The sequence below is a fragment of the Streptomyces sp. NBC_01216 genome, assembly GCF_035994945.1.
In the GTDB taxonomy this organism is placed as follows: Bacteria; Actinomycetota; Actinomycetes; order Streptomycetales; family Streptomycetaceae; genus Streptomyces.
Window position 1 is genome coordinate 1304179 of record NZ_CP108677.1, and the last position, 18668, is coordinate 1322846.

Sequence of the window (18668 nt, forward strand, 5' to 3'; positions counted from 1 at the left end):
GCCCACGGGCGCAGTTCCGGGGCTCCCGGCAGCGGGACGACGCCGTGACCGTACCGGACGGGGCACCTACGGAAAAGATCTTTTCCGTACCGGTGACCTGCCGGGGTGATCCGGCGCGAACGCGGGCCGTGCGGTCGGCGTCACGCGGGACCGGTGGGGTGTGCCCGTCGGAGGTCCGCTTTCCGCGGTACGCGAAAGGGCCTGCTGGTGGCACGGGGTGCCACCAGCAGGCCCTTTTCGGGCGGTCAGAGCCAGCCGTCGAGCGGGACTTCTTCACAGAGGCGGACGACCGGCTGTGTCGGCGCAGTACCGCCCGAGGAGAGTTTGACCCGCACCCCGGGGCGCACCGCGTGCAGCGGGCCGTCGACCCGGCAGCGGACGACGAACCCCTCCGTCATATGCACCGGCCAGAGGTCGGCGTCGGCGGCGGTGACCCCGCGGCGCACGGTGATCACCCCCTCCCCCTCGCTGCGTTCGGGCGACAGGTCGGTCGACCCGCAGGTCGGGCAGAGCAGTCGCTGGAACGTCGTGGTGTGGCACCAGCGGCAGCGCTGGAAGTAGAGCTCGGCGCCGGCGGCCGATTCCTCGGTCCGGACGGCGCCGCCGTTCCTCAGTCCCATCTGGAACACGAAGCCTTCTCCTCGCACTCGGCGGCTCAACCGTGCATGGAGCCAATGTATGGCACTGAGTGCCATAGAATAAAGAGTTCGGGAGACCTGAGTTCCCCCATTCGAGGACACTGAGATCCCTGTGACCCCTGAGGTTCCCGGGACCCGGACGCCGCCGCTCCCCTTCCCGTGGTCGGCCGCTCGCCCGGGGGAGACACCGGTGGGTCCGCGAGGCACGGCAGGGTCCTACGGCCGAGGTTCCCGGCCGTCCCCGATGCTGGACTCCACCTCCCGCACCACCCGCCACATGGGCGTGGAACGCTTGGTGATCACCACGACGACCTCCTCGGCCTCCTCCCCGGCCGGCGTGCCGGGGACGCGGTCGGGGCTCCAGGTGTCCCGGACGAACTCCAGCGCCCGGTCCACCTCGTCGAGCGGGTCGCCCTCCCCGCCCGAACGCAGCCAGTGGCGCAGCGCGTGGTTGTGCGCGGCGACCACCCCGGCCGCGGCCACGTTGGCGCGCAGGGTGCCGTCGCGACGGTCGGCCCAGCGGGTGCGCAGGTAGTCGCCGAGGGTCTTCTCGTACCGCCAGACGACCGAGAGCTCGTACGTCCGCAGGCCCGCCACCTCGCGGGTGAGGCGGTAGCGCTGCACGGAGAAGGTGGGGTTCTCCGCGTACATCCGCATGACCAGGCGGGCGGCGTCGCAGACCCGGACGATGGGGTCGTCCGCGTCCGCGCTGGCCGCCAGGAACTCGGTCATGTCGGCGAGGCACTGCTCGTGGTCGGGGAAGACCACGTCCTCCTTGGACGGGAAGTACCGGAAGAAGGAACGCCGGCCGACTCCGGCCGTCCTGACGATGTCGTCGACGGTGGTCTGTTCGTACCCCCGCTCGAGGAAGAGCTGGAAGGCCGCGGCGATGAGGGAGTCCCGCATCCCGGGTTTCGCGGAGTTCGTGGACGCTGTTGCCGTTCCCATGGCCCGAACCTAGCACCAGGACACCGCGATCACGGCACTTGGTGCCATCTGGGGATGGCACCAAGTGCTGCACGCCTCGTGTCCCGGGAGCCCGGCGGAGCCGGGGGTCTCAGCGTGCCGTCATCCGCAGGGCGCCGTCCATCCGGATCGTCTCGCCGTTGAGGTAGTCGTGCTCGACGACCATGGTGACGAGACGGGCGTACTCCTCCGGGCGGGCCAGGCGCTGCGGGAAGGTGACGCTCGCACCCAGGCCGGCCCGGACCTCCTCGCTGAATCCGGCCATCATCGGGGTGTCGACGATGCCGGGGGCGACGGTGACCACCCGGATGCCGAACTGGGCGAGGTCACGGGCGGCCGTGACGGTCATGCCGGCGACCCCGGCCTTGGAGGCGGCGTAGGCGATCTGCCCGACCTGGCCCTCGAAGGCGGCGATCGAGGCCGTGTTGACGACCAGACCGCGCTGGCCGTCCCCGTCCGGCTCCTGTCGGGCGATGACCTCGGCGGCCAGGCGCATCACGTTGAAGGTGCCGAGCAGGTTGACGTCGAGGACCGCGCGGAACAGGTCCAGGTCGTGCGGGCCCTTGCGGCCCAGGACTCGGGCGGAGGGTGCGATGCCCGCGCAGTTCACGGCGAGCCGCAGCACGGCGCCGTCGGCCTCGATCCTGGCCAGCGCCTCGCGGACCGGGCCTTCCTCGGTCACGTCCGCGGGCAGCAGGGTGACGCCGTCGGGCTGGTCGCCCGCAGCGGCGACGGCCTTGTCCAGGTCCAGGCCGTAGACGGTGGCGCCGCGGGCGGCGAGGGCGGCGGCGGTGGCGGCGCCGAGGCCCGACGCCGCGCCGGTGACGAGCGCGGCGGAACCGGCGATGTCCATGGATCTCCTCGTTCGTGTGCGGATGGTCGGCGGATGTCGGGCGTCAGCGGGCGAGGCCGCGACTGATCACCAACCGCTGGATCTGGTTCGTCCCCTCGAAAATCTGCATGATCTTCGCCTCGCGCATGTAGCGCTCGACGGGGAAGTCCCGGGTGTAGCCGTACCCGCCGAGCACCTGTACCGCGTCCGTGGTCACCTTCATGGCGGCGTCGGTCGCCGTCAGCTTGGCCACGCTGGCCTGGCGGCTGAAGGGCCGGCCGAGGTCACGGCGGCGGGCGGCGTCGAGGTAGGTGGCGCGAGCGGAGTCGACGGCCGCGGCCATGTCGGCCAGGAGGAAGCCCAGGCCCTGGTGGTCGATGATCCGGCGGCCGAAGGTGGTGCGCTGGTTGGCGTAGTCGACCGCGGCGTCCAGGGCGGCCTGGGCCAGACCGGTGGCGCAGGCCGCGATGCCGAGCCGTCCGGAGTCGAGCGCGCTGAAGGCGATCTGGAGACCCTGGCCCTCGTCCCCGATCAGCCGCCCGGCGTCGATCAGGGCGCCGTCCCAGTGGGCGGAGGTGGTGGGCACCGCCTGGAGCCCCATCTTCCGCTCCGGCTTGCCGAAGGTGAGACCCTCCACGGCGCCCGGGGCCAGGAAGCAGGAGACGCCGTGACTGCCGGGGGCCGTACGGGCGAACAGGGCGTAGAAGCCGGCCTTGCCGCCGTGCGTGATCCACGCCTTGTTGCCGGTGACGCGGTACGCGGCGTCCGCGCCGGCGGTGGTCCGCTCGGCCTTGCAGGCGAGGGCCGCGGCGTCCGAGCCGGCCTGCGGCTCGGAGAGGCTGTAGCCGCCCACCAGGTCGCCGGACAGCATCGCGGGCAGCCAGCGGCGCTTCTGCTCCTCGGTACCGAAGGCATGCAGCGGATGGCAGGCGAGTGTGTGGACGCTGGTGGCGACGGCGACGGCCGCCCAGCGGGCCGCCAGTTCCTCGAGTACCTGGAGGTACACCTCGTACGGCTGGCCGCCGCCGCCGTACTCCTCGGGGTAGGCCAGGCCCAGCAGGCCGGCGTCACCGAGGGTGGTGAAGAGACCCTCCGGGTAGGTCTCGGCGGCCTCGTGCGCGTCCACCCGGGGCGAGAGCTCCTTGTCGGCGATCTCCCGGGTGAGGGCGATGAGGTCCGCCGCCTCGGGGGTGGGAAGCAGGCGGTCGACATCCATGGCGACTCCAGTGACACGCGGCACCGCTTGAAACGGTACTCCGGGCGGTACGTCAGTACCGTCGAGAGTAGCGCAGATATGGGGCTCCGTAACCCCCGGCGGAGGCGCCCGGCATACTGTCCGGGTGATCGAGACCTCAGCCACCGAGGCGCCCCGGCCGTCCGGCCGCGGCGCGGCCCGCAGGTCCGCCCTGTTCGAACAGCTGGTGGCCCTGCTGGTGGGCGAGGGCTTCGCCCGGCTGACGCTCGACGATCTCGCCGCCCGCCTGCACTGCTCCAAGCGCACGCTGTACGGCCTGGCGGGCAGCAAGGAGCAGCTCGTCCGGGCCGCCGTGGTCCATTTCTTCCGGCGGGCGACCACCCGGGTGGAGGCCGTCCTGGCCGCCGAGACCGATCCGGCCCGGCGCCTCGCCGCCTACCTGCGGGCCGTCTCGGCGGAGCTGGCACCGGTCTCGCCGCGGTTCTTCGACGACGTGGCCGCCTTCGGTCCGGCCGCCGAGGTCTACGAGCGGAACACCCGCGCGGCGGCCGGACGCGTGCAGCAACTGATCGAAGAGGGCGTGCGGGCGGGCGTCTTCCGGGAGGTGCACGTGACCTTCGCGGCCGATGTCATCGCCTCGGTCATGGTCCGCATCCAGCAACGCCAGGTGGCGGCGGCGACCGGACTCGCGGACGCGGAGGCGTACGAGCACCTGGCGGAGCTCCTGCTGAACGGCCTGACCCGGCCCTGAACGGGGCGCCACGGCGCGTCTCCCCGCGCGACACGAACGACCCCCTGGCCGGTTCCCACCCCAGGATGGTCACCCTCCGCCACCGATCCACTACGGTATGCCGCACACCGACCCGTGACACAGGGAGAACTCCGCGTGGAGCGCAGCCGTACCGACCTCAGGATCCGTGCCGTACTCGCCGCGATGGGCGTCACCGCCGCGCTGGCGACGGCTCCGTCCGCGCAGGCGGCCCCCACCCCCGCCCCCGCGGCGAACACGACCCACACCGTGCGGGCCGCGGGTGCGCACGAGCCGTGCACCGGGGAGTTCCGGGGCGACCCGCGCCTCGGACCCAAGCACCTGCCCGCCAAGTGGCAGCCGCCCGTCGGCCCGCTGGTACGTCGGTACCACCGCACCGGGACGCTCTCCCCGGCCGCCTTCCTGGAGAAGTACTGGGAGGGCCCGGCCGGCACCGGCGGCTGGAAGTACCCGCCGAACGACGGCTTCGCCGAGGTAAACGGCGTCCCCGACAAGGCACCCGGGCTGCTGGCGGAGGGGGAGCGGCTGGACCGTTTCGGGTCGGAGTACGGCTCGTACCTCGCGCCGGCCGGGGACCCCTACCCCCGGCGCGCGCTGCCGCCGCAGAACCTGAACACCCGGGACGCGGCCTTCCCCTGTGACTACCACCTGTACGAGGTGACCCGGTCGTTCACCGTCTGGGAGGGATCGATCGCCCCCTGGTTCGAACAGCCGGGAGGCGGCCGTCAGATCAAGCTCGATCCACTGTTCCTCGACCCGGGCGAGGGACAGCGCCTCAACGTGAAGTGGCTGCTGGACCACGGCTATCTGGTGCGCGTCCCCGCGTGAACCGGCTGACGCTGGCCCGGGTCCTGCGCGAGGCCGGAGTACCCGGCGATCACTACCGGATCGAGGACGCCCACGAGCCGGTGCCGCCGCCGCCGGACTTCGTCTACCTGCGCAGGGAACCCGGCGGTGCGGGCTGGGAGACGGGCGTGTACGAACGGGGCACGCATCACGCGGTCGCCACGCACGCCACCGAGGCCGAGGCGTGCGCGCATCTGCGGACCCTGCTCTGACCACCGCTACCCGGCGGGCGGGACCGCCGGGTTCGCGAGCCGTACGAGTTCCAGGGCCTGGTCCGGGAACCACTGCCCGGCCGGGGGGCCGGCGGTTCCGCGCTCCGGGTCCAGCGGCCCGGCCGTCCCGCGCAGGCACGGGCCGTCCGACTCGCCAGGGGCCTTGATCCAGAGCCGCGCGTCGTGGAGCGGGTGACCGGTCGCCGTCGTGGGCGGGGCGCCGAGACCCCGGCCGGGCGGGTTGCACCAGTCCTGCGGGTCCGGGTAGCGGCCGGCCGGCGGGGTCCAGGGGCCGCGGCCGTTGCGGCCGGAGTCGGTGACGTAGTGCTTCATGCGGTCCGACGGCGTGCCTGCGTGGGCCGCCAGCCAGGCGCGGGCCCGTGCGCGGGGCACCGTGCGGTCCGGACAGTCGACGGGGTCGCCGCCGCTCTCGGCGTAGGCGAGGCAGGAGGCGATGAGGTCGCCGTACCAGCGGGTGTCCTCGTCCGTGCGGTGGTTGGAGACGTTGAGGGCGAAGCCGGTGGCACGCCCGACTCCCGCGCGGAGCAGGCGGGCGACCACCGTGGGTACGGGGTGCCACGCGGAATGTCCCGCGTCGACGTACACGCGGGTGGCGGGGAGCGGTTCGAGGGTGCCGACGGCTCCGGCGAGGGAGGCGTAGCGCTCCTCGGTGCGGGAGGCGGCGCCGCCGTCCGGGCCGCAGTCGGAGGGAAGCAGGGCGAGCCCGTCGGGTTCCAGGACGACCAGGGCCCGGCGGGTGCCGATACCGCGCGCGACGGCCTCGGTCCACACCGTGTACGCGGTCGTGGTGTCCGTGCCGCCCCGGGAGTACCGGCCGCAGTCCCGGCCGGGAACGTTGTAGAGGACGAGGACGGGGAGGCTGCCGTCCCGTTCGGCCGCGGAGACGACCCGGCGCACCTCGCGCTCGGTCGCTTCCGGGGCCGCGTCGCCGAACCAGACGGCGCGCGGCGTGTTCGCCAGGGCGAGCAGTCCGTCCGCGGACGCGTCGCCCCTGGCCGCGAGTTCGTGGTACTGCGCGAGGGCGGCCGGGCCGGGTCCGGGCGCGTACAGCCGGGGCACGGGGTCGTCGCCCGGGGCTGTCGGCCGCTCCGGCAGGAGGGCGAGCAGTCCGAGGAGTCCGAGGCAAGCGGGCAGGAGGAAGAGCGGCCTGACGCGTCGGAGCATGGGGACCGTCCTTCCCGCACACCACGGTTCCCGGGACCGTGTCAGGGTGCTTCCCGGATCTCCGGGGAGCGTCTCCCCGAGCGTCGCCGCTCCTGTCCGGGAGGGCAACCGCGCGAACGGCCGGCCCGCCGGTGGGATCCCCGTGGCGCGCCCCGCCGGACGCTCCTGCACTCCGCCCGGCGACCCGTCAGGCGACCCGTCAGGCGACGGAGCCTATGCGTCCGTCCGGGGGCCGCGGGCCGTCGTGGTGGATCGGCGTGTGGGCGCCGGTGAGTGAGACGCCCGTGCCGCCGCGGCGGTCGGCCACGATCTCGGCGGCGATCGACAGGGCCGTCTCCTCCGGGCTGCGGGCGCCGAGGTCGAGCCCTATCGGGGAGCGCAGCCGCGCGAGTTCGAGCTCGGTGACGCCGACCCCGCGCAGTCGCTCGTTGCGGTCCTCGTGGGTGCGGCGGGAGCCCATCGCACCGACATAGGCGACCGGGAGACGCAGAGCGGTCCTCAGCAGCGGCACGTCGAACTTGGCGTCGTGGGTCAGGACGCACAGCACCGTGCGGCCGTCGACCTCGGTGGACTCCAGGTAGCGGTGGGGCCATTCGACGACGATCCGGTCGGCCTCGGGGAAGCGTGCGGGCGTCGCGAAGACGGGGCGGGCGTCGCACACGGTCACGTGGTAGCCGAGGAACTTACCCACCCGCACCAGGGCCGAGGCGAAGTCGATGGCGCCGAAGACGATCATGCGCGGCGCGGGGACGGAGGATTCGACCAGGAGGGTGAGCGGACGGCCGCAGCGACTGCCGTCCTCGCCGATCTCCACGGTGCCGGTCCGGCCGGCGTCCAGCATCGCGCGGGCCTCGCCCGCCGCGTTGCGGTCCAGCTCGGGGTGGCCACCGAGCGCGCCCTCGTACGTCCCGTCCGGCCGGATCAGCAGGGCCCGTCCGAGCAGGTCGGCCGGGCCGTCGACGATCCGGGCCAGGGCCGCCGCCTCGCCCGAGACGGCGGCTTCCAGCGCGGCGGGGTAGAGCCCGCCGGACGCCGGGGTGACGAGGATGTCGATGATGCCGCCGCAGGTCAGACCGACCGCGAAGGCGTCCTCGTCGCTGTATCCGAAGCGCTCGACGACGGTCGTGCCGTCCTCCAGGGCCTGTCGGCACAGTTCGTAGACCGCGCCCTCCACACAGCCTCCGGAGACCGAGCCGATCGCCGTGCCGTCACTGTCGACGGCGAGCGCGGCGCCGGGCTGACGGGGCGCGCTCCCGCCGACGGCCACGACGGTGGCGACGGCGAACGTGCGTCCCTGCTCGACCCACCGGTGCAGCTCTTCGGCGATGTCCAGCATCTCGGTCTCCTCAGGAGGTGTGTGGAGGGCGGGGTGCGGGCGTCAGCTGACGCCCAGCCAGCTCTCGAGCGGATGGATCGCGAAGTACACGACGAAGATCGCCGTCAGGCCCCACATGAAGGCGCCCACTTCGCGTGCCTTGCCTTGCGCCACCTTGATGACGACGTAGGAGATGACACCGGCCGCGACACCCGTGGTGATGGTGTACGTGAACGGCATCAGGACCACGGTGAGGAACACCGGGATCGCGACGGAGCGGTCGCTCCAGTCGACATGCCTGGCGTTCTGCATCATCATCGCGCCGATGACGACCAGGGCGGCGGAGGCGACCTCGGCCGGCACGATCGCGGTGAGCGGGGTGAAGAAGAGGCAGGCCGCGAAGAACGCGCCGGTGACCACGGAGGCCAGACCCGTACGGGCGCCCTCTCCGACGCCGGTCGCCGACTCGACGAAGACGGTCTGGCCTGAGCCGCCGACACCGCCGCCGAGGATGCCGCCGGCTCCGTCGATGAACAGCGCCTTCGACAGGCCCGGCATGCGGCCCTGCTCGTCGGCGAGCTTTGCCTCGGAGCCGACGCCGATGATGGTGGCCATGGCGTCGAAGAAGCCGGCGAGCACCAGGGTGAAGACGATCATGGTGATCGTGATGTAGCCGACGTCGCCCCAGCCGCTGAAGGACACTTCGCCGATGAGCGAGAAGTCCGGGGCGGAGACGGCGCTGCCGTGGAGCTCCGGCGGACCGGAGAACCAGGCGCCCGCGCCCTTCTCGGGGATGTCGGCGACCGCGTTGACGACCGTGGCGATGACGGTGCCGGCGACGATGCCGATGAGGATGGCGCCGGGGATGCCGCGGGACTGGAGCGCGAAGATCAGCAGGAGGGTGACCGCGAAGATCAGGACCGGCCAGCCCGCGAGTTCACCGGCCGGGCCGAGAGTGACGGGGCCGCCGCCCGGGGCGGGGTTCTCGTGCACGAAGCCGGCCTTGACGAAGCCGATGATCGCGATGAAGAGGCCGATGCCGATGGTGATCGCGTGCTTGATCGCCAGCGGGATGGCGTTCATGATCATCTCGCGTAGGCCGGTGACCACCAGGAGGCAGATCACCGCACCGTAGGCCACACACATGGCCATCGCCTGGGGCCAGGTCATCACCGCGATGACCTGCGAGGAGAGCACACCGGAGACACTGAGGCCGGCCGCCAGGGCGAGCGGGACCTTGCCCCAGAAGCCCATCAGCAGGGTGGTCAGGGCGGCCGCCAGAGCGGTCGCGGTGATGAGCGCGGGCTGGCTGAGGACGTTGCCGTCCACGTCCTTGCCGCCGAGGATCAGAGGGTTGAGCAGGAGAATGTACGCCATCGCCATGAAGGTGGTGACGCCGCCGCGTATCTCCGTCGCGACGGAGGATCCTCTCTCCGAGATGTGAAAGTACCGGTCGAGCCAAGAGCGGCCGGCGGGGACGTTCGAGCCGGAGCCCGCGTCCTCCGAGGCGGTCTTGGGCTCCACTGACGACTGGGTCATGGGGCCTACTCCCAAGGTTCAAAGGGGCACCCGCATCGGCCGGGGAAGGTCCGAGGAACTACGGGATTTGGGATGGTGCGTTGGCTGCACGACCCGGGGGACGGCCCGAGACGAATCAGGATGAAACGGTCGAACTGATGGTGCGCGGTACTGCGGGTGGTGCTGGGGGGTACTCCGGGCGGTGGGGGCGGGGAAGTGTGACGTTCCCGGGGGCACGCACCGCCCGGAGAGTCCTACAGGGTGCCGGTGAGCGCCTCGGGGCGGACCGGCGTCTTGTTGAGTTCCAGACCCGTCGCCTGCCGGATCGCCGCGAGGACGGCCGGCGTGGACGAGAGGGTCGGGGCCTCGCCGAGTCCCCGCAGGCCGTACGGCGCGTTGGGGTCGGCGAGCTCGAGTACGTCGACCGGGATGGTCGGCGTGTCGAGGATCGTCGGGATCAGGTAGTCCGTGAAGGATGGATTGCGCACCTTCGCGGTCTTCGGGTCCACGATGATCTCTTCCATCACCGCGACGCCCAGGCCCTGGGTGGTACCACCCTGGATCTGGCCGACGACGGAGAGCATGTTGAGCGCCTTGCCCACGTCCTGGGCGGTGGCGAGCTCGATGACCTTCACCAGGCCGAGCTCGGTGTCCACCTCCACCACCGCGCGGTGCGCGGCGAAGGTGTACTGGACATGGCCGTCGCCCTGACCGGTGACCAGGTCGAACGCCTGGGTCGGGCGGTGGCGGAACTCGAGCTCGATGTCGATGCTCTCGTTCTCCAGGACGTCCGCCAGGTCGGCGAGGACCTCGCCGCCGTCGGTGACGACCTTGCCGTTCTCCAGGAGCAGCTCGGCGGTGGCCCAGGCGGGGTGGTACGAGCCGAACCTCGCCCGGCCCATCTCCAGCACCCGCTCGCGGACGGCCTCGCAGGTGTTCTTGACCGCGCCTCCGGTCATGTACGTCTGCCGGGAGGCGGACGTCGAACCGGCGGAGCCGACCTGGGTGTCGGCCGGGTGGATGGTGACCTGCGTGACACCGAGCTCCGTGCGGGCGATCTGCGCGTGGACGGTGACACCGCCCTGGCCGACCTCGGCCATGGCCGTGTGGACCATCGCCACCGGCTCGCCGTTGATGACCTCCAGCGTCACCCGCGCGGTCGAGTAGTCGTCGAAGCCCTCGGAGAAGCCGACGTTCTTGATGCCGACGGCGTAGCCGACCCCTCGGACGACGCCCTCGCCGTGCGTGGTGTTGGACAGGCCACCGGGCAGCGCGCGGACGTCCGCGCCCTCGCCGGCGGTCTCCCACTGACGCTCCGGCGGCATCGGACGGGCCTTGACCCGGCGCAGCAGCTCGGCTACCGGGGCGGGCGAGTCCACGACCTGGCCGGTCGGCATGATCGTGCCCTGCTCCATGGCGTTGAGCCGGCGGAACTCGACCGGGTCCATGCCCAGCTTCGCCGCGAGTTTGTCCATCTGCGCCTCGTAGGCGAAGCATGCCTGCACGGCGCCGAAGCCGCGCATGGCTCCGCAGGGCGGGTTGTTGGTGTAGAGCGCGACGGCCTCGATGTCGACGTCGTCGACGACGTACGGGCCGACGGACAGCGAGGAGGCGTTGCCGACGACGGCCGGGGAGGCCGAGGCGTAGGCGCCGCCGTCCAGCACGATCCGGCACCTCATGTGCGTGATCTTGCCGTCCTTGGTGGCGCCGTGTTCGTACCAGAGCTTCGCCGGGTGCCGGTGAACGTGTCCGAAGAAGGACTCGAACCGGTTGTAGACGATCTTGACGGGCTTGCCGGTACGGAGGGCCAGGAGGCAGGCGTGGATCTGCATCGACAGGTCCTCGCGGCCGCCGAAGGCTCCGCCGACGCCGGAGAGCGTCATCCGGACCTTCTCCTCGGGCAGGCCGAGGACGGGAGCGATCTGGCGCAGGTCGGAGTGCAGCCACTGGGTGGCGACGTAGAGGTCGACGCCGCCGTCCTCCGACGGCACGGCGAGGCCGGACTCCGGGCCGAGGAACGCCTGGTCCTGCATGCCGAAGACGTACTCGCCGGAGACGATCACGTCGGCGCGCGCGGCGGCCGCGTCCGCGTCGCCGCGGATGATCGGCTGGCGGTGCACGATGTTCGGGTGCGGGACGTGCCCGGCGTGGTGGTCGTCGCGGCCGGGGTGGAGCAGCGGCGCGTCGGCGGCGAGGGCTGATGCCTCGTCGGTGACGAGCGGCAGTTCCCGGTAGTCGATCCTGATCTTGGCCGCCGCGCGACGGGCGGTCTCCGGGTGGTCGGCGGCGATCAGGGCGACCGGCTCGCCGTGGTGGCGTACCCGTCCGTTGGCGAGGACGGGGGTGTCCTGGATCTCCAGGCCGTAGTTCTTCATCGCGGCGGGCAGGTCGTCGTACGTCAGCACGGCGTGGACACCGCCCATCGCGAGGGCCTCGGAGATGTCGATGGAGGCGATCTCGGCGTGCGCGACGGTGGAGCGGAGCGTGTGGCCCCACAGCATGTCCTCGTGCCACATGTCCGAGGAGTACGCGAACTCGCCGGTGACCTTGAGGGTGCCGTCCGGGCGGAGCGTGGACTCGCCGATGCCGCCCTCGTTGTGGTTCTGGGTGACGTTCGTCGGCGTTCCCGCCGGAACGCCGCGCGTGTTCTGCGCCATGGTCAGACCGCCTCTCCCTGACGGGCGGCCGCCAGGCGGACCGCGTCGAGGATCTTCTCGTAGCCCGTGCAGCGGCAGAGATTGCCGGAGAGGGCCTCCCGGATGTCCTGGTCGGACGGGTCGCTCTGGCGCTCCAGGAGCTCGTCGGCGGCGATCAGCAGTCCCGGGGTGCAGAAGCCGCACTGGACCGCGCCGGCGTCGATGAACGCCTGCTGGACCGGGGAGAGGGCCAGCGGGTCGCTGCCGGCCTCACCGGTCCGCGAGTCCTGGCCGGGCTTCGCCTCCCACTTCTTGGCGGCGTCGAGGGACGTGCCGCAGGCACCGGTGGCGCAGCCGTGTCCGGCGTGGTCCTCGCGCTGCCTGGCGAAGTCGGCGAGGCCCTCGACGGTGACGACCTCGCGGCCCTCGACCTGACCGGCGGCGACCAGACAGGAACAGACCGGCACGCCGTCCAGGCGGACCGTGCAGGAGCCGCACTCCCCCTGCTCGCAGGCGTTCTTGGAGCCGGGCAGGCCCATCCGCTCACGCAGCACGTAGAGCAGGGACTCGCCCTCCCAGACGTCGTCGGCTTCCTGCGGACGACCGTTGACCGTGAAATTGACGCGCATGGTTATGCAGCTCCCTCAAGCGTGCGGCCGGTGCCGCGGTACTGCTCCCAGGTCCAGCCGAGCTGGCGGCGGGCCATGATGCCGACGGCGTGGCGCCGGTACTTGGCGGTGCCGCGGACGTCGTCGATCGGGTTCGCGGCGCCCGAGCACAGGTCGGCGAACTGCTTGGCGATCGACGGGGTGATGATCTTGCCGCTCTCCCAGAAGCCGCCTTCCTCGAGGGCCGCGTTCAGGAAGGTCTCGGCCTCCTTGGCGCGGATCGGGGTCGGCGCGGCCGAACCGATGCCGGTGCGGACGGTCCGGGTCTCCGGGTGGAGCGCCAGGCCGAAGGCGCAGACCGCGATGACCATCGCGTTGCGGGTGCCGACCTTGGAGTACTGCTGGGGGCCGTCCGCCTTCTTGATGTGCACGGTCTTGATGAGCTCGTCGGGCTCCAGCGCGTTGCGCTTCACCCCCGTGTAGAACGCGTCGATGGGGATGAACCGGCTGCCGCGCACCGATTCCACCTCGACCTCGGCGCCCGCCGCGAGGAGCGCGGGGTGCGCGTCACCCGCCGGGGACGCGGTGCCGAGGTTGCCGCCTACGCCGCCGCGGTTGCGGATCTGCGGGGAGGCCACCGTGTGCGAGGCGAGGGCCAGACCGGGAAGCTCGGCCCGCAGGTCCTCCATGATCCGGGTGTAGGGGACGGAGGCGCCGAGGCGTACGTTCTCCTCTCCGACCTCCCACTCGCTCAGCAGCTCGATACGGTTCAGGTCCAGGAGGTACGCGGGACGCCGGTGGTCGAAGTTGATCTCGACCATGACGTCGGTGCCACCCGCGATGGGCACGGCCGTGGGGTGCTCTGCCTTGGCGGCGAGCGCCTCCTCCCAGCTGGCGGGGCGAAGGAAGTCCATGGTGGCTCTCTTCTTGTGCTTCTAGTGATCGGGGGACGGTCGTACGGGCCCGGGGGGACGGCCGGCCCTCGACTTCGAATTCGTGTTCATGTGCTGTTCAGCGATGTGTGGCCTAGTACACAAGCCCGGCTCGCCCCGGTGCAGTCACCGAAAACATGAAGGAGTTGGCTGGCGACCTTCCTCGTCTTGTAGATTCGAACGAAAGGCGAGGCTCGGTAACCTCGCTGTTTTCCCCTGGAAACCCCGGCACCGGGCCACCGTCGACAACGCGACACTCCCCCGGGTCGCGAATCCCGGGAAACGGTCTATGTATGTCTTACCCACGAGTGACTGACGAGAAGGAACGGCGGCGACGAGATGCGGCTGCGCGCACTGCTGGAAACCGACGCGCTGGGGCTGCGCCTGCTCGGAGGCGAGGAGGAACTGGACCGCACCGTCCGCGGCGTGATGACGACGGATCTCAAGGACCCCAGCCGCTACCTGTCCGGCGGCGAGCTGGTGCTCACCGGCCTCGCCTGGCTGCGGGAACCGGCGGACGCGGAGCCGTTCGCCCGGATCCTGGCCGCCGCCGGGGTGGCGGCCCTGGCGGCCGGGGAGGCGGAGCTCGGGGACATCCCCGACGACCTCGTACAGGCGTGTTCGCGCCATCGGCTGCCCTTGTTCGCGGTGAACGAGTCCGTTGCGTTCGCGACCATCACCGAGCACGTTGTTCGACAGGTGTCGGGTGAGCGGGCGGGCGACCTGGCCGCCGTCGTCGACCGCCACCGGCGCCTGATGACCTCCGGCCCGGCGGGCGGCGGCCCCGAGGTGGTCCTCGACCTGCTCGGCTCCGACCTCGACCTGCGGGCCTGGGTGCTCTCCCCCACCGGCCGCCGGATCGCCGGCGCCGGCGAACCGCTGGACAGCGGCCTCGCCGCCCGGCTGGCCGGCGAGCATCTGGCGGCCACCCGGACCGGCCGGCGCGGGCCCCACCGGCTGAGCGTCGGCGGCACCACGTACTCGCTGTTCCCGGTCCGCAGCACCGGGCGCGGGGCCGCACCCGCCTCGCGGGACGTCCGGGAGACGGTGCTGTCCGACTGGCTCCTGGCCGTCGAGGCGGACGCCGGGGACTGGCCCGCCGCCCGGCTGGACCTGCTCCAGGGCGTCACCCAGCTGATCGCCGTGGAGCGCGACCGGCGCGACGCGGCGCGCACGGTACGGCGCCGGCTCGCCCAGGAGGTCCTGGAACTGGTCCAGGCGGGTGCCGCGCCGGCCGAGATCGCGGCCCGGCTGCGGGTCGCCGCGCCGGTGCTGCTGCCCGGACTCGGCACCGCCCCGCACTGGCAGGTGGTGGTGGCCCGGGTGGAGTGGGAGCCGGACGGCTCCACGGGCCAGTCCCTGGACAGCGGCCCGGTCGCCCAGGCGGTGCTGGAGGAGATCCTCGTCGACCCGGCGACCGTCGGGCCGGAGTCGGCGGACCGGATCGCCGTGGCCCACCACGGGGACGAGGCCATCGCCCTGGTGCCGCTGCCCGCCGGCCCGCTCCCGGACAGCGAGGACGAGGAGGGGACCACGAGCGCCGGTCTGCACGCCGACGTGCTCCTGGCGTCGGTACGGGAACCCCTGTCCTCCGGTCTCGCCGACGACGGCCGTCTCACGCTGGGCGTCAGCGCCGCGGTCCACTCCGCTGAGGGCCTGCGGGGGGCACTGGAGGAGGCCCGGCACGCCCGCCGGGTCGCCGGGGCGCGCCCCGGCCGCGTCTGCGCGGCGGGCCACCACGAGCTGGCCTCGCACGTGCTGCTGCTGCCGTTCGTCCCCGACGACGTCCGTCGCGCGTTCACGGCACGGCTGCTCGACCCGCTGCGGGACTACGACCGCCGCCACCGCGCGGAGCTGATCCCCACACTGGAGGCGTTCCTGGACTGCGACGGCTCCTGGACGCGCTGCGCGACGCGACTGCACCTGCATGTGAACACCCTGCGCTACCGGGTCGGCAGGATCGAGCAACTCACCGGCCGGGACCTGTCGCGCCTGGAGGACAAGCTGGACTTCTTCCTCGCGCTGCGGATGAGCTGACGCCGTGCGGGCCCCGCGCCGGAGCGGGGCCGCGCTCCGGCGGGGGTCGGCCGGGCGCATCCGGCGCTCCCCGGACCCGGGGAGCGGCACGCGCGGACGCGCTCACCCGGAAGGCGGAATGACAGATTCATCTCTTCGGGGGAGCGCGCGCCCTGCGTTCACGGGAATTCCGGTCCGCGCGATGCCTCCGGCATCGGCACCCGACGTGCCACCGTGGTCTCCGACCGCTTCGATTCGGCCCGTCCATCGGTCACTTCGGGCCGTCTGTGTCCGTATACCGGATAAACACAAGGCACTTGTGAATTGATTCACCTGACCCCTTGGCCAGGCCCACCCGTTCGTGCTGAGATTCCAGCCTCACTCAACAGCTCAATGGTGCGCTCGGGGAGGGCAATGTGGCGGACACCGCCATGTCTGGTTCCGAAACGACGGAGGGTGACGATCCGTCCCTTGCCTACGGCGAGGCGACCCCCACGCAGACGGCCATATGGCGGCTGCGTTCGCGCGGCTGCTGGACGGACGCCGCCGCGCTGCTCGCCCCCCGCTCGGCCGATCCGGCCGCGGCGCTGGAACGGGCCGCGTTGCTGATCGAACGATGTCTCTACACCGAGAAGGGCTGGGCCGAGGCGGAGGAGGCCCTGCGGGCGGCCGAGGCGGTGACGCAGAGCGACGAGGAGCGCGGGGCGGCGGCCTGCGAGCGTGGCTACCTCGCGTACGCGTCTACACTGCTGGGGGTCCGGGACCGGGCGGACGAGGCGCGGGCCGCGCTGGGCCGGGCCGCCGCGCTGCTCGCCCCCTCGGCCGAGGGCCGGCCGCTGCTCGACTTCCGGCGCGGACTGATCGCCCAGAACCTCGGCGACTCCCCGGAGGCGGCGCGGGCCGCGTACCGGCGCGCCCACGCGGGGGCGACGGACCGGGGCGACGCGCTGCTGCTGTCCTTCACCTGGCGCCATCTCGCCGGAATCGCCCTGCGGGAAGGGGAGTTGGCGGAGGCTCGGCACGGCTTCGCCGAATCCCTTCGGATCCGCGAGGAGTTGGGGTATCTGGTCGGTACGGCACCGGCCCTGACCGCGCTCGCCGACACGGAGACGGAGCCGGAGGCGGGCCGGCTTCGGGCGGAGGCCGGACGGCTGTTCCGGCTGCTCGGGGGTGTGCCGACCTGGCTGGCCGGTCAGCTGGCCACCCCGCGCACGGCGGTCTGAGAACGGTGCGGCGCGGAGGGCGCGCGGCGACGGTGCCGTGACGGCCCACGACGCGGAGGGGGACGGGTCGCCGCAGGGCGGACGACGCGTCACCCTCCTGGCGCGCGGGAGGACGCCGGGCCGGCGGGCCGCGCCGGCTCCAGGCACTCCAGCACCTCGTCCATCCCGACCACCAGGGCACCGTCCGGGGTGACCGCCACGGCGCGTACGGGCGGCCCCGGGCGGTGGTGGAGGCGGGTACCGGCGTCGAGGTGGCGCAGTTCGACGAGCCCGTCCGCCCACGCGACGGCGAGTGCCGGACCCGCCCCGGTCGGCATCGCGTGCAGGGCCACGACAGCCGCGTCCCGCGCGGTGAACGGGCCGGGCCTCGGCTCACGGCCCGGGACCCACAGGCGGACCGTGCCGTCGGCTCCGCCGCTGCACACGAACGGCCGCGGCGTCTCCACGGCGGTCACGGCGGTGACCCGCCCGCTGTGCAGGGCTGCCTGGTGCATGCCCGTGAGGCCGAAGGCGTGCACCGAGCCGAGGCGGTCTCCGACCACCACCGAACCGGCGATCGCCGCGAGCGCGGTCCCCGGGTGCCGGGTGAGGGTCGCGGCCACCGCCTCGGTGAGCCGCTCCAGATACGGCGGCCGGGGCACGGCTCCCCGTACGGTGTGGAGCCGGCCGCGTTCGTCGAGGAGGAGGACCGCGCCGTCCGGTGCGGGCGCGAGGGCCTTGACCCGGCCGCCGGGAGCGGAGGCCGGGGTGCCGACCGGGTGCGCGTCGTCCGGGTCGAGCAGGGTCACCGTGTCGGTCGGTCCCGCCACCAGCAGCCCGCCCCGGCCCACGCCCAGCGAGGTGACCGGGCCCGGCCACGGCGGGGTCACATCACCCCGGACCCGCGTCCACCGCATCCGCCAGGGCGAGGCGGCGGCGAGCTCCGCGAGCGTCGGCCGCAGACGGGGGTCGGCGCCGTCCCCGAGGACGCCGAGCAGGAGCAGGGCGCGGTCGGCGGGGGTCTGTTCACGGCTGAGGGACTGGCCGGCGCGCAGCCAGGCGGACCGCAGTCCGCCGTGGTCCTCCTCGGTGTCGGCCGCGTATGCGCTGGTCACGCGCACGGGGTCGGCGGCGCAGACGGCGACCGGGTCGGCCGGGTCCGGGCCCGGCTCGGGTGGCCGGGCGCCTCCGGGCGGCGCGGCCGGTCCGCCGCCCGGTGCGGCTCGTCCGTCCAGCCGCACCAGGGTGACGCGCCGGGCGGCGAGCAGCGTGTGCGCGGGCGTGTCGGGGGTGGTCTCGACGACCATGCGGACGCGCCCCGACCCGGCGAGTTCCGCGAGCAGTTCGGCGCAGCCCCCCGGCTCCGCGGCGGCGTCCAGGTCCGTCAGGAGGAGCACCACCCGGCGGGTCTCGGCGGTGGCGAGGACCCGGACCAGCTCTCCGGGCGTCCGGGCGACCACGCCCAGGCGGTTCGCCAGCGCCCAGGCCGCTCCGAGCGCGCTCTGCCCGGCGAGCGGCACCAGCACCCGGGCCGATCGCCCGCGACGGCTCGCGGACCGCGCTCCGAACGTGGCCAGCCAGGCCAGCAGCTCGGAGGTGTCACGACCGGGCCCGCCGGCGAGCAGGCAGAGCCGCGGCGCGTCGGGGTCGGTCAGCCAGCCGAGCAGGGCGGCGGCCCCGGCCTCCGTGCCGGCGGGGGGTCGCTGCCCGCGCGGGGCCCCGCTCACGGATGCCGTCCCGTGGCCGTCGGCCGGGGGGCTTCTCCCGGAGCCGGGGGCGGGGTCGCGGACGGCATGGG

Annotated in this window: 16 protein-coding genes; 5 read left to right on the forward strand and 11 right to left on the reverse strand. The window is 73.0% G+C overall.

The annotated features are described in order from the left end of the window. Nucleotides 1-245 precede the first annotated feature (245 nt). The 4 genes from OG393_RS05585 to OG393_RS05600 form a co-directional block, all read right to left on the reverse strand. Nucleotides 246-620, reverse strand: coding sequence for a Zn-ribbon domain-containing OB-fold protein (locus OG393_RS05585; RefSeq protein WP_327378320.1), 375 nt, complete (start codon nucleotides 618-620; stop codon nucleotides 246-248). Between the two features lie 234 nt (nucleotides 621-854). Beyond that, complete coding sequence (locus OG393_RS05590) at nucleotides 855-1586, reverse strand: TetR/AcrR family transcriptional regulator (RefSeq protein ID WP_327373485.1); 732 nt, start codon at nucleotides 1584-1586, stop codon at nucleotides 855-857. A 109-nt stretch (nucleotides 1587-1695) separates the two neighbouring features. Next, nucleotides 1696-2457 (reverse strand): SDR family NAD(P)-dependent oxidoreductase, encoded by a 762-nt coding sequence (locus OG393_RS05595; protein ID WP_327373487.1) that lies wholly within the window; start codon nucleotides 2455-2457, stop codon nucleotides 1696-1698. A gap of 43 nt (nucleotides 2458-2500) precedes the next feature. Next, nucleotides 2501-3652: an acyl-CoA dehydrogenase family protein gene (locus tag OG393_RS05600; protein ID WP_327373488.1), complete on the reverse strand. Its 1152-nt coding sequence runs from the start codon at nucleotides 3650-3652 to the stop codon at nucleotides 2501-2503. A 124-nt stretch (nucleotides 3653-3776) separates the two neighbouring features. Between OG393_RS05600 and OG393_RS05605 the strand changes: the two genes are divergently transcribed. The 3 genes from OG393_RS05605 to OG393_RS05615 all read left to right on the forward strand — a co-directional run bounded on the left by OG393_RS05605 (nucleotide 3777) and on the right by OG393_RS05615 (nucleotide 5458). Then, a complete protein-coding gene (locus OG393_RS05605) occupies nucleotides 3777-4382 on the forward strand; it encodes a TetR/AcrR family transcriptional regulator (protein WP_327373489.1) in 606 nt (201 codons plus the stop codon). Between the two features lie 183 nt (nucleotides 4383-4565). Then, nucleotides 4566-5228 carry a TNT domain-containing protein gene (locus tag OG393_RS05610; protein WP_327378321.1) on the forward strand — a complete coding sequence of 221 codons (663 nt, stop codon included), beginning with the start codon at nucleotides 4566-4568 and terminating at the stop codon, nucleotides 5226-5228. After that, complete coding sequence (locus OG393_RS05615) at nucleotides 5225-5458, forward strand: hypothetical protein (protein WP_327373490.1); 234 nt, start codon at nucleotides 5225-5227, stop codon at nucleotides 5456-5458. Before OG393_RS05610 ends, OG393_RS05615 begins: the two co-directional genes overlap by 4 nt. Before the next feature lie 6 nt (nucleotides 5459-5464). Here the strand turns inward: OG393_RS05615 and OG393_RS05620 are convergent, their stop codons facing one another. The 6 genes from OG393_RS05620 to OG393_RS05645 all read right to left on the reverse strand — a co-directional run bounded on the left by OG393_RS05620 (nucleotide 5465) and on the right by OG393_RS05645 (nucleotide 13634). Further along, entirely contained in the window at nucleotides 5465-6643 is a 1179-nt protein-coding gene (locus OG393_RS05620) for a glycoside hydrolase family 6 protein (RefSeq protein ID WP_327373491.1), read from the reverse strand. Between the two features lie 199 nt (nucleotides 6644-6842). After that, nucleotides 6843-7979 (reverse strand): XdhC/CoxI family protein, encoded by a 1137-nt coding sequence (locus tag OG393_RS05625; RefSeq protein ID WP_327373492.1) that lies wholly within the window; start codon nucleotides 7977-7979, stop codon nucleotides 6843-6845. A gap of 42 nt (nucleotides 7980-8021) precedes the next feature. Continuing rightward, nucleotides 8022-9497, reverse strand: a complete 1476-nt coding sequence (locus OG393_RS05630) for an NCS2 family permease (protein WP_327373493.1) — start codon at nucleotides 9495-9497, stop codon at nucleotides 8022-8024. A gap of 233 nt (nucleotides 9498-9730) precedes the next feature. Further along, nucleotides 9731-12133, reverse strand: a complete 2403-nt coding sequence (gene pucD, locus OG393_RS05635; RefSeq protein WP_327373494.1) for a xanthine dehydrogenase subunit D — start codon at nucleotides 12131-12133, stop codon at nucleotides 9731-9733. Nucleotides 12134-12135: 2 nt separating this feature from the next. Further along, complete coding sequence (locus OG393_RS05640; RefSeq protein ID WP_327373495.1) at nucleotides 12136-12741, reverse strand: (2Fe-2S)-binding protein; 606 nt, start codon at nucleotides 12739-12741, stop codon at nucleotides 12136-12138. A gap of 2 nt (nucleotides 12742-12743) precedes the next feature. Next, entirely contained in the window at nucleotides 12744-13634 is an 891-nt protein-coding gene (locus OG393_RS05645; protein ID WP_327373496.1) for an FAD binding domain-containing protein, read from the reverse strand. Between the two features lie 357 nt (nucleotides 13635-13991). Between OG393_RS05645 and OG393_RS05650 the strand changes: the two genes are divergently transcribed. Together OG393_RS05650 and OG393_RS05655 are read left to right on the forward strand one after the other, a co-directional pair. Continuing rightward, the gene (locus tag OG393_RS05650; protein ID WP_327373497.1) at nucleotides 13992-15689 is read left to right on the forward strand and encodes a PucR family transcriptional regulator; all 1698 of its coding nucleotides are present in this window, start codon (nucleotides 13992-13994) and stop codon (nucleotides 15687-15689) included. 410 nt (nucleotides 15690-16099) lie between these two features. Next, nucleotides 16100-16891: a hypothetical protein gene (locus tag OG393_RS05655; protein WP_327373498.1), complete on the forward strand. Its 792-nt coding sequence runs from the start codon at nucleotides 16100-16102 to the stop codon at nucleotides 16889-16891. 89 nt (nucleotides 16892-16980) lie between these two features. Here OG393_RS05655 and OG393_RS05660 read toward each other — a convergent pair whose 3' ends face one another. Continuing rightward, nucleotides 16981-18597 (reverse strand): WD40 repeat domain-containing protein, encoded by a 1617-nt coding sequence (locus tag OG393_RS05660; RefSeq protein WP_327373499.1) that lies wholly within the window; start codon nucleotides 18595-18597, stop codon nucleotides 16981-16983. Between the last annotated feature and the right edge of the window lie 71 nt (nucleotides 18598-18668).

Coding starts and splice junctions, on each gene's coding strand:
- OG393_RS05585 (WP_327378320.1), bottom strand. CDS start 620: ATGGGACTGAGGAACGGCGGCGCCGTCCGGACCGAGGAATCGGCCGCC.
- OG393_RS05590 (WP_327373485.1), bottom strand. CDS start 1,586: ATGGGAACGGCAACAGCGTCCACGAACTCCGCGAAACCCGGGATGCGG.
- OG393_RS05595 (WP_327373487.1), bottom strand. CDS start 2,457: ATGGACATCGCCGGTTCCGCCGCGCTCGTCACCGGCGCGGCGTCGGGC.
- OG393_RS05600 (WP_327373488.1), bottom strand. CDS start 3,652: ATGGATGTCGACCGCCTGCTTCCCACCCCCGAGGCGGCGGACCTCATC.
- OG393_RS05610 (WP_327378321.1), top strand. CDS start 4,566: ATGGGCGTCACCGCCGCGCTGGCGACGGCTCCGTCCGCGCAGGCGGCC.
- OG393_RS05620 (WP_327373491.1), bottom strand. CDS start 6,643: ATGCTCCGACGCGTCAGGCCGCTCTTCCTCCTGCCCGCTTGCCTCGGA.
- OG393_RS05625 (WP_327373492.1), bottom strand. CDS start 7,979: ATGCTGGACATCGCCGAAGAGCTGCACCGGTGGGTCGAGCAGGGACGC.
- OG393_RS05630 (WP_327373493.1), bottom strand. CDS start 9,497: ATGACCCAGTCGTCAGTGGAGCCCAAGACCGCCTCGGAGGACGCGGGC.
- pucD (WP_327373494.1), bottom strand. CDS start 12,133: ATGGCGCAGAACACGCGCGGCGTTCCGGCGGGAACGCCGACGAACGTC.
- OG393_RS05640 (WP_327373495.1), bottom strand. CDS start 12,741: ATGCGCGTCAATTTCACGGTCAACGGTCGTCCGCAGGAAGCCGACGAC.
- OG393_RS05645 (WP_327373496.1), bottom strand. CDS start 13,634: ATGGACTTCCTTCGCCCCGCCAGCTGGGAGGAGGCGCTCGCCGCCAAG.
- OG393_RS05650 (WP_327373497.1), top strand. CDS start 13,992: ATGCGGCTGCGCGCACTGCTGGAAACCGACGCGCTGGGGCTGCGCCTG.
- OG393_RS05655 (WP_327373498.1), top strand. CDS start 16,100: ATGTCTGGTTCCGAAACGACGGAGGGTGACGATCCGTCCCTTGCCTAC.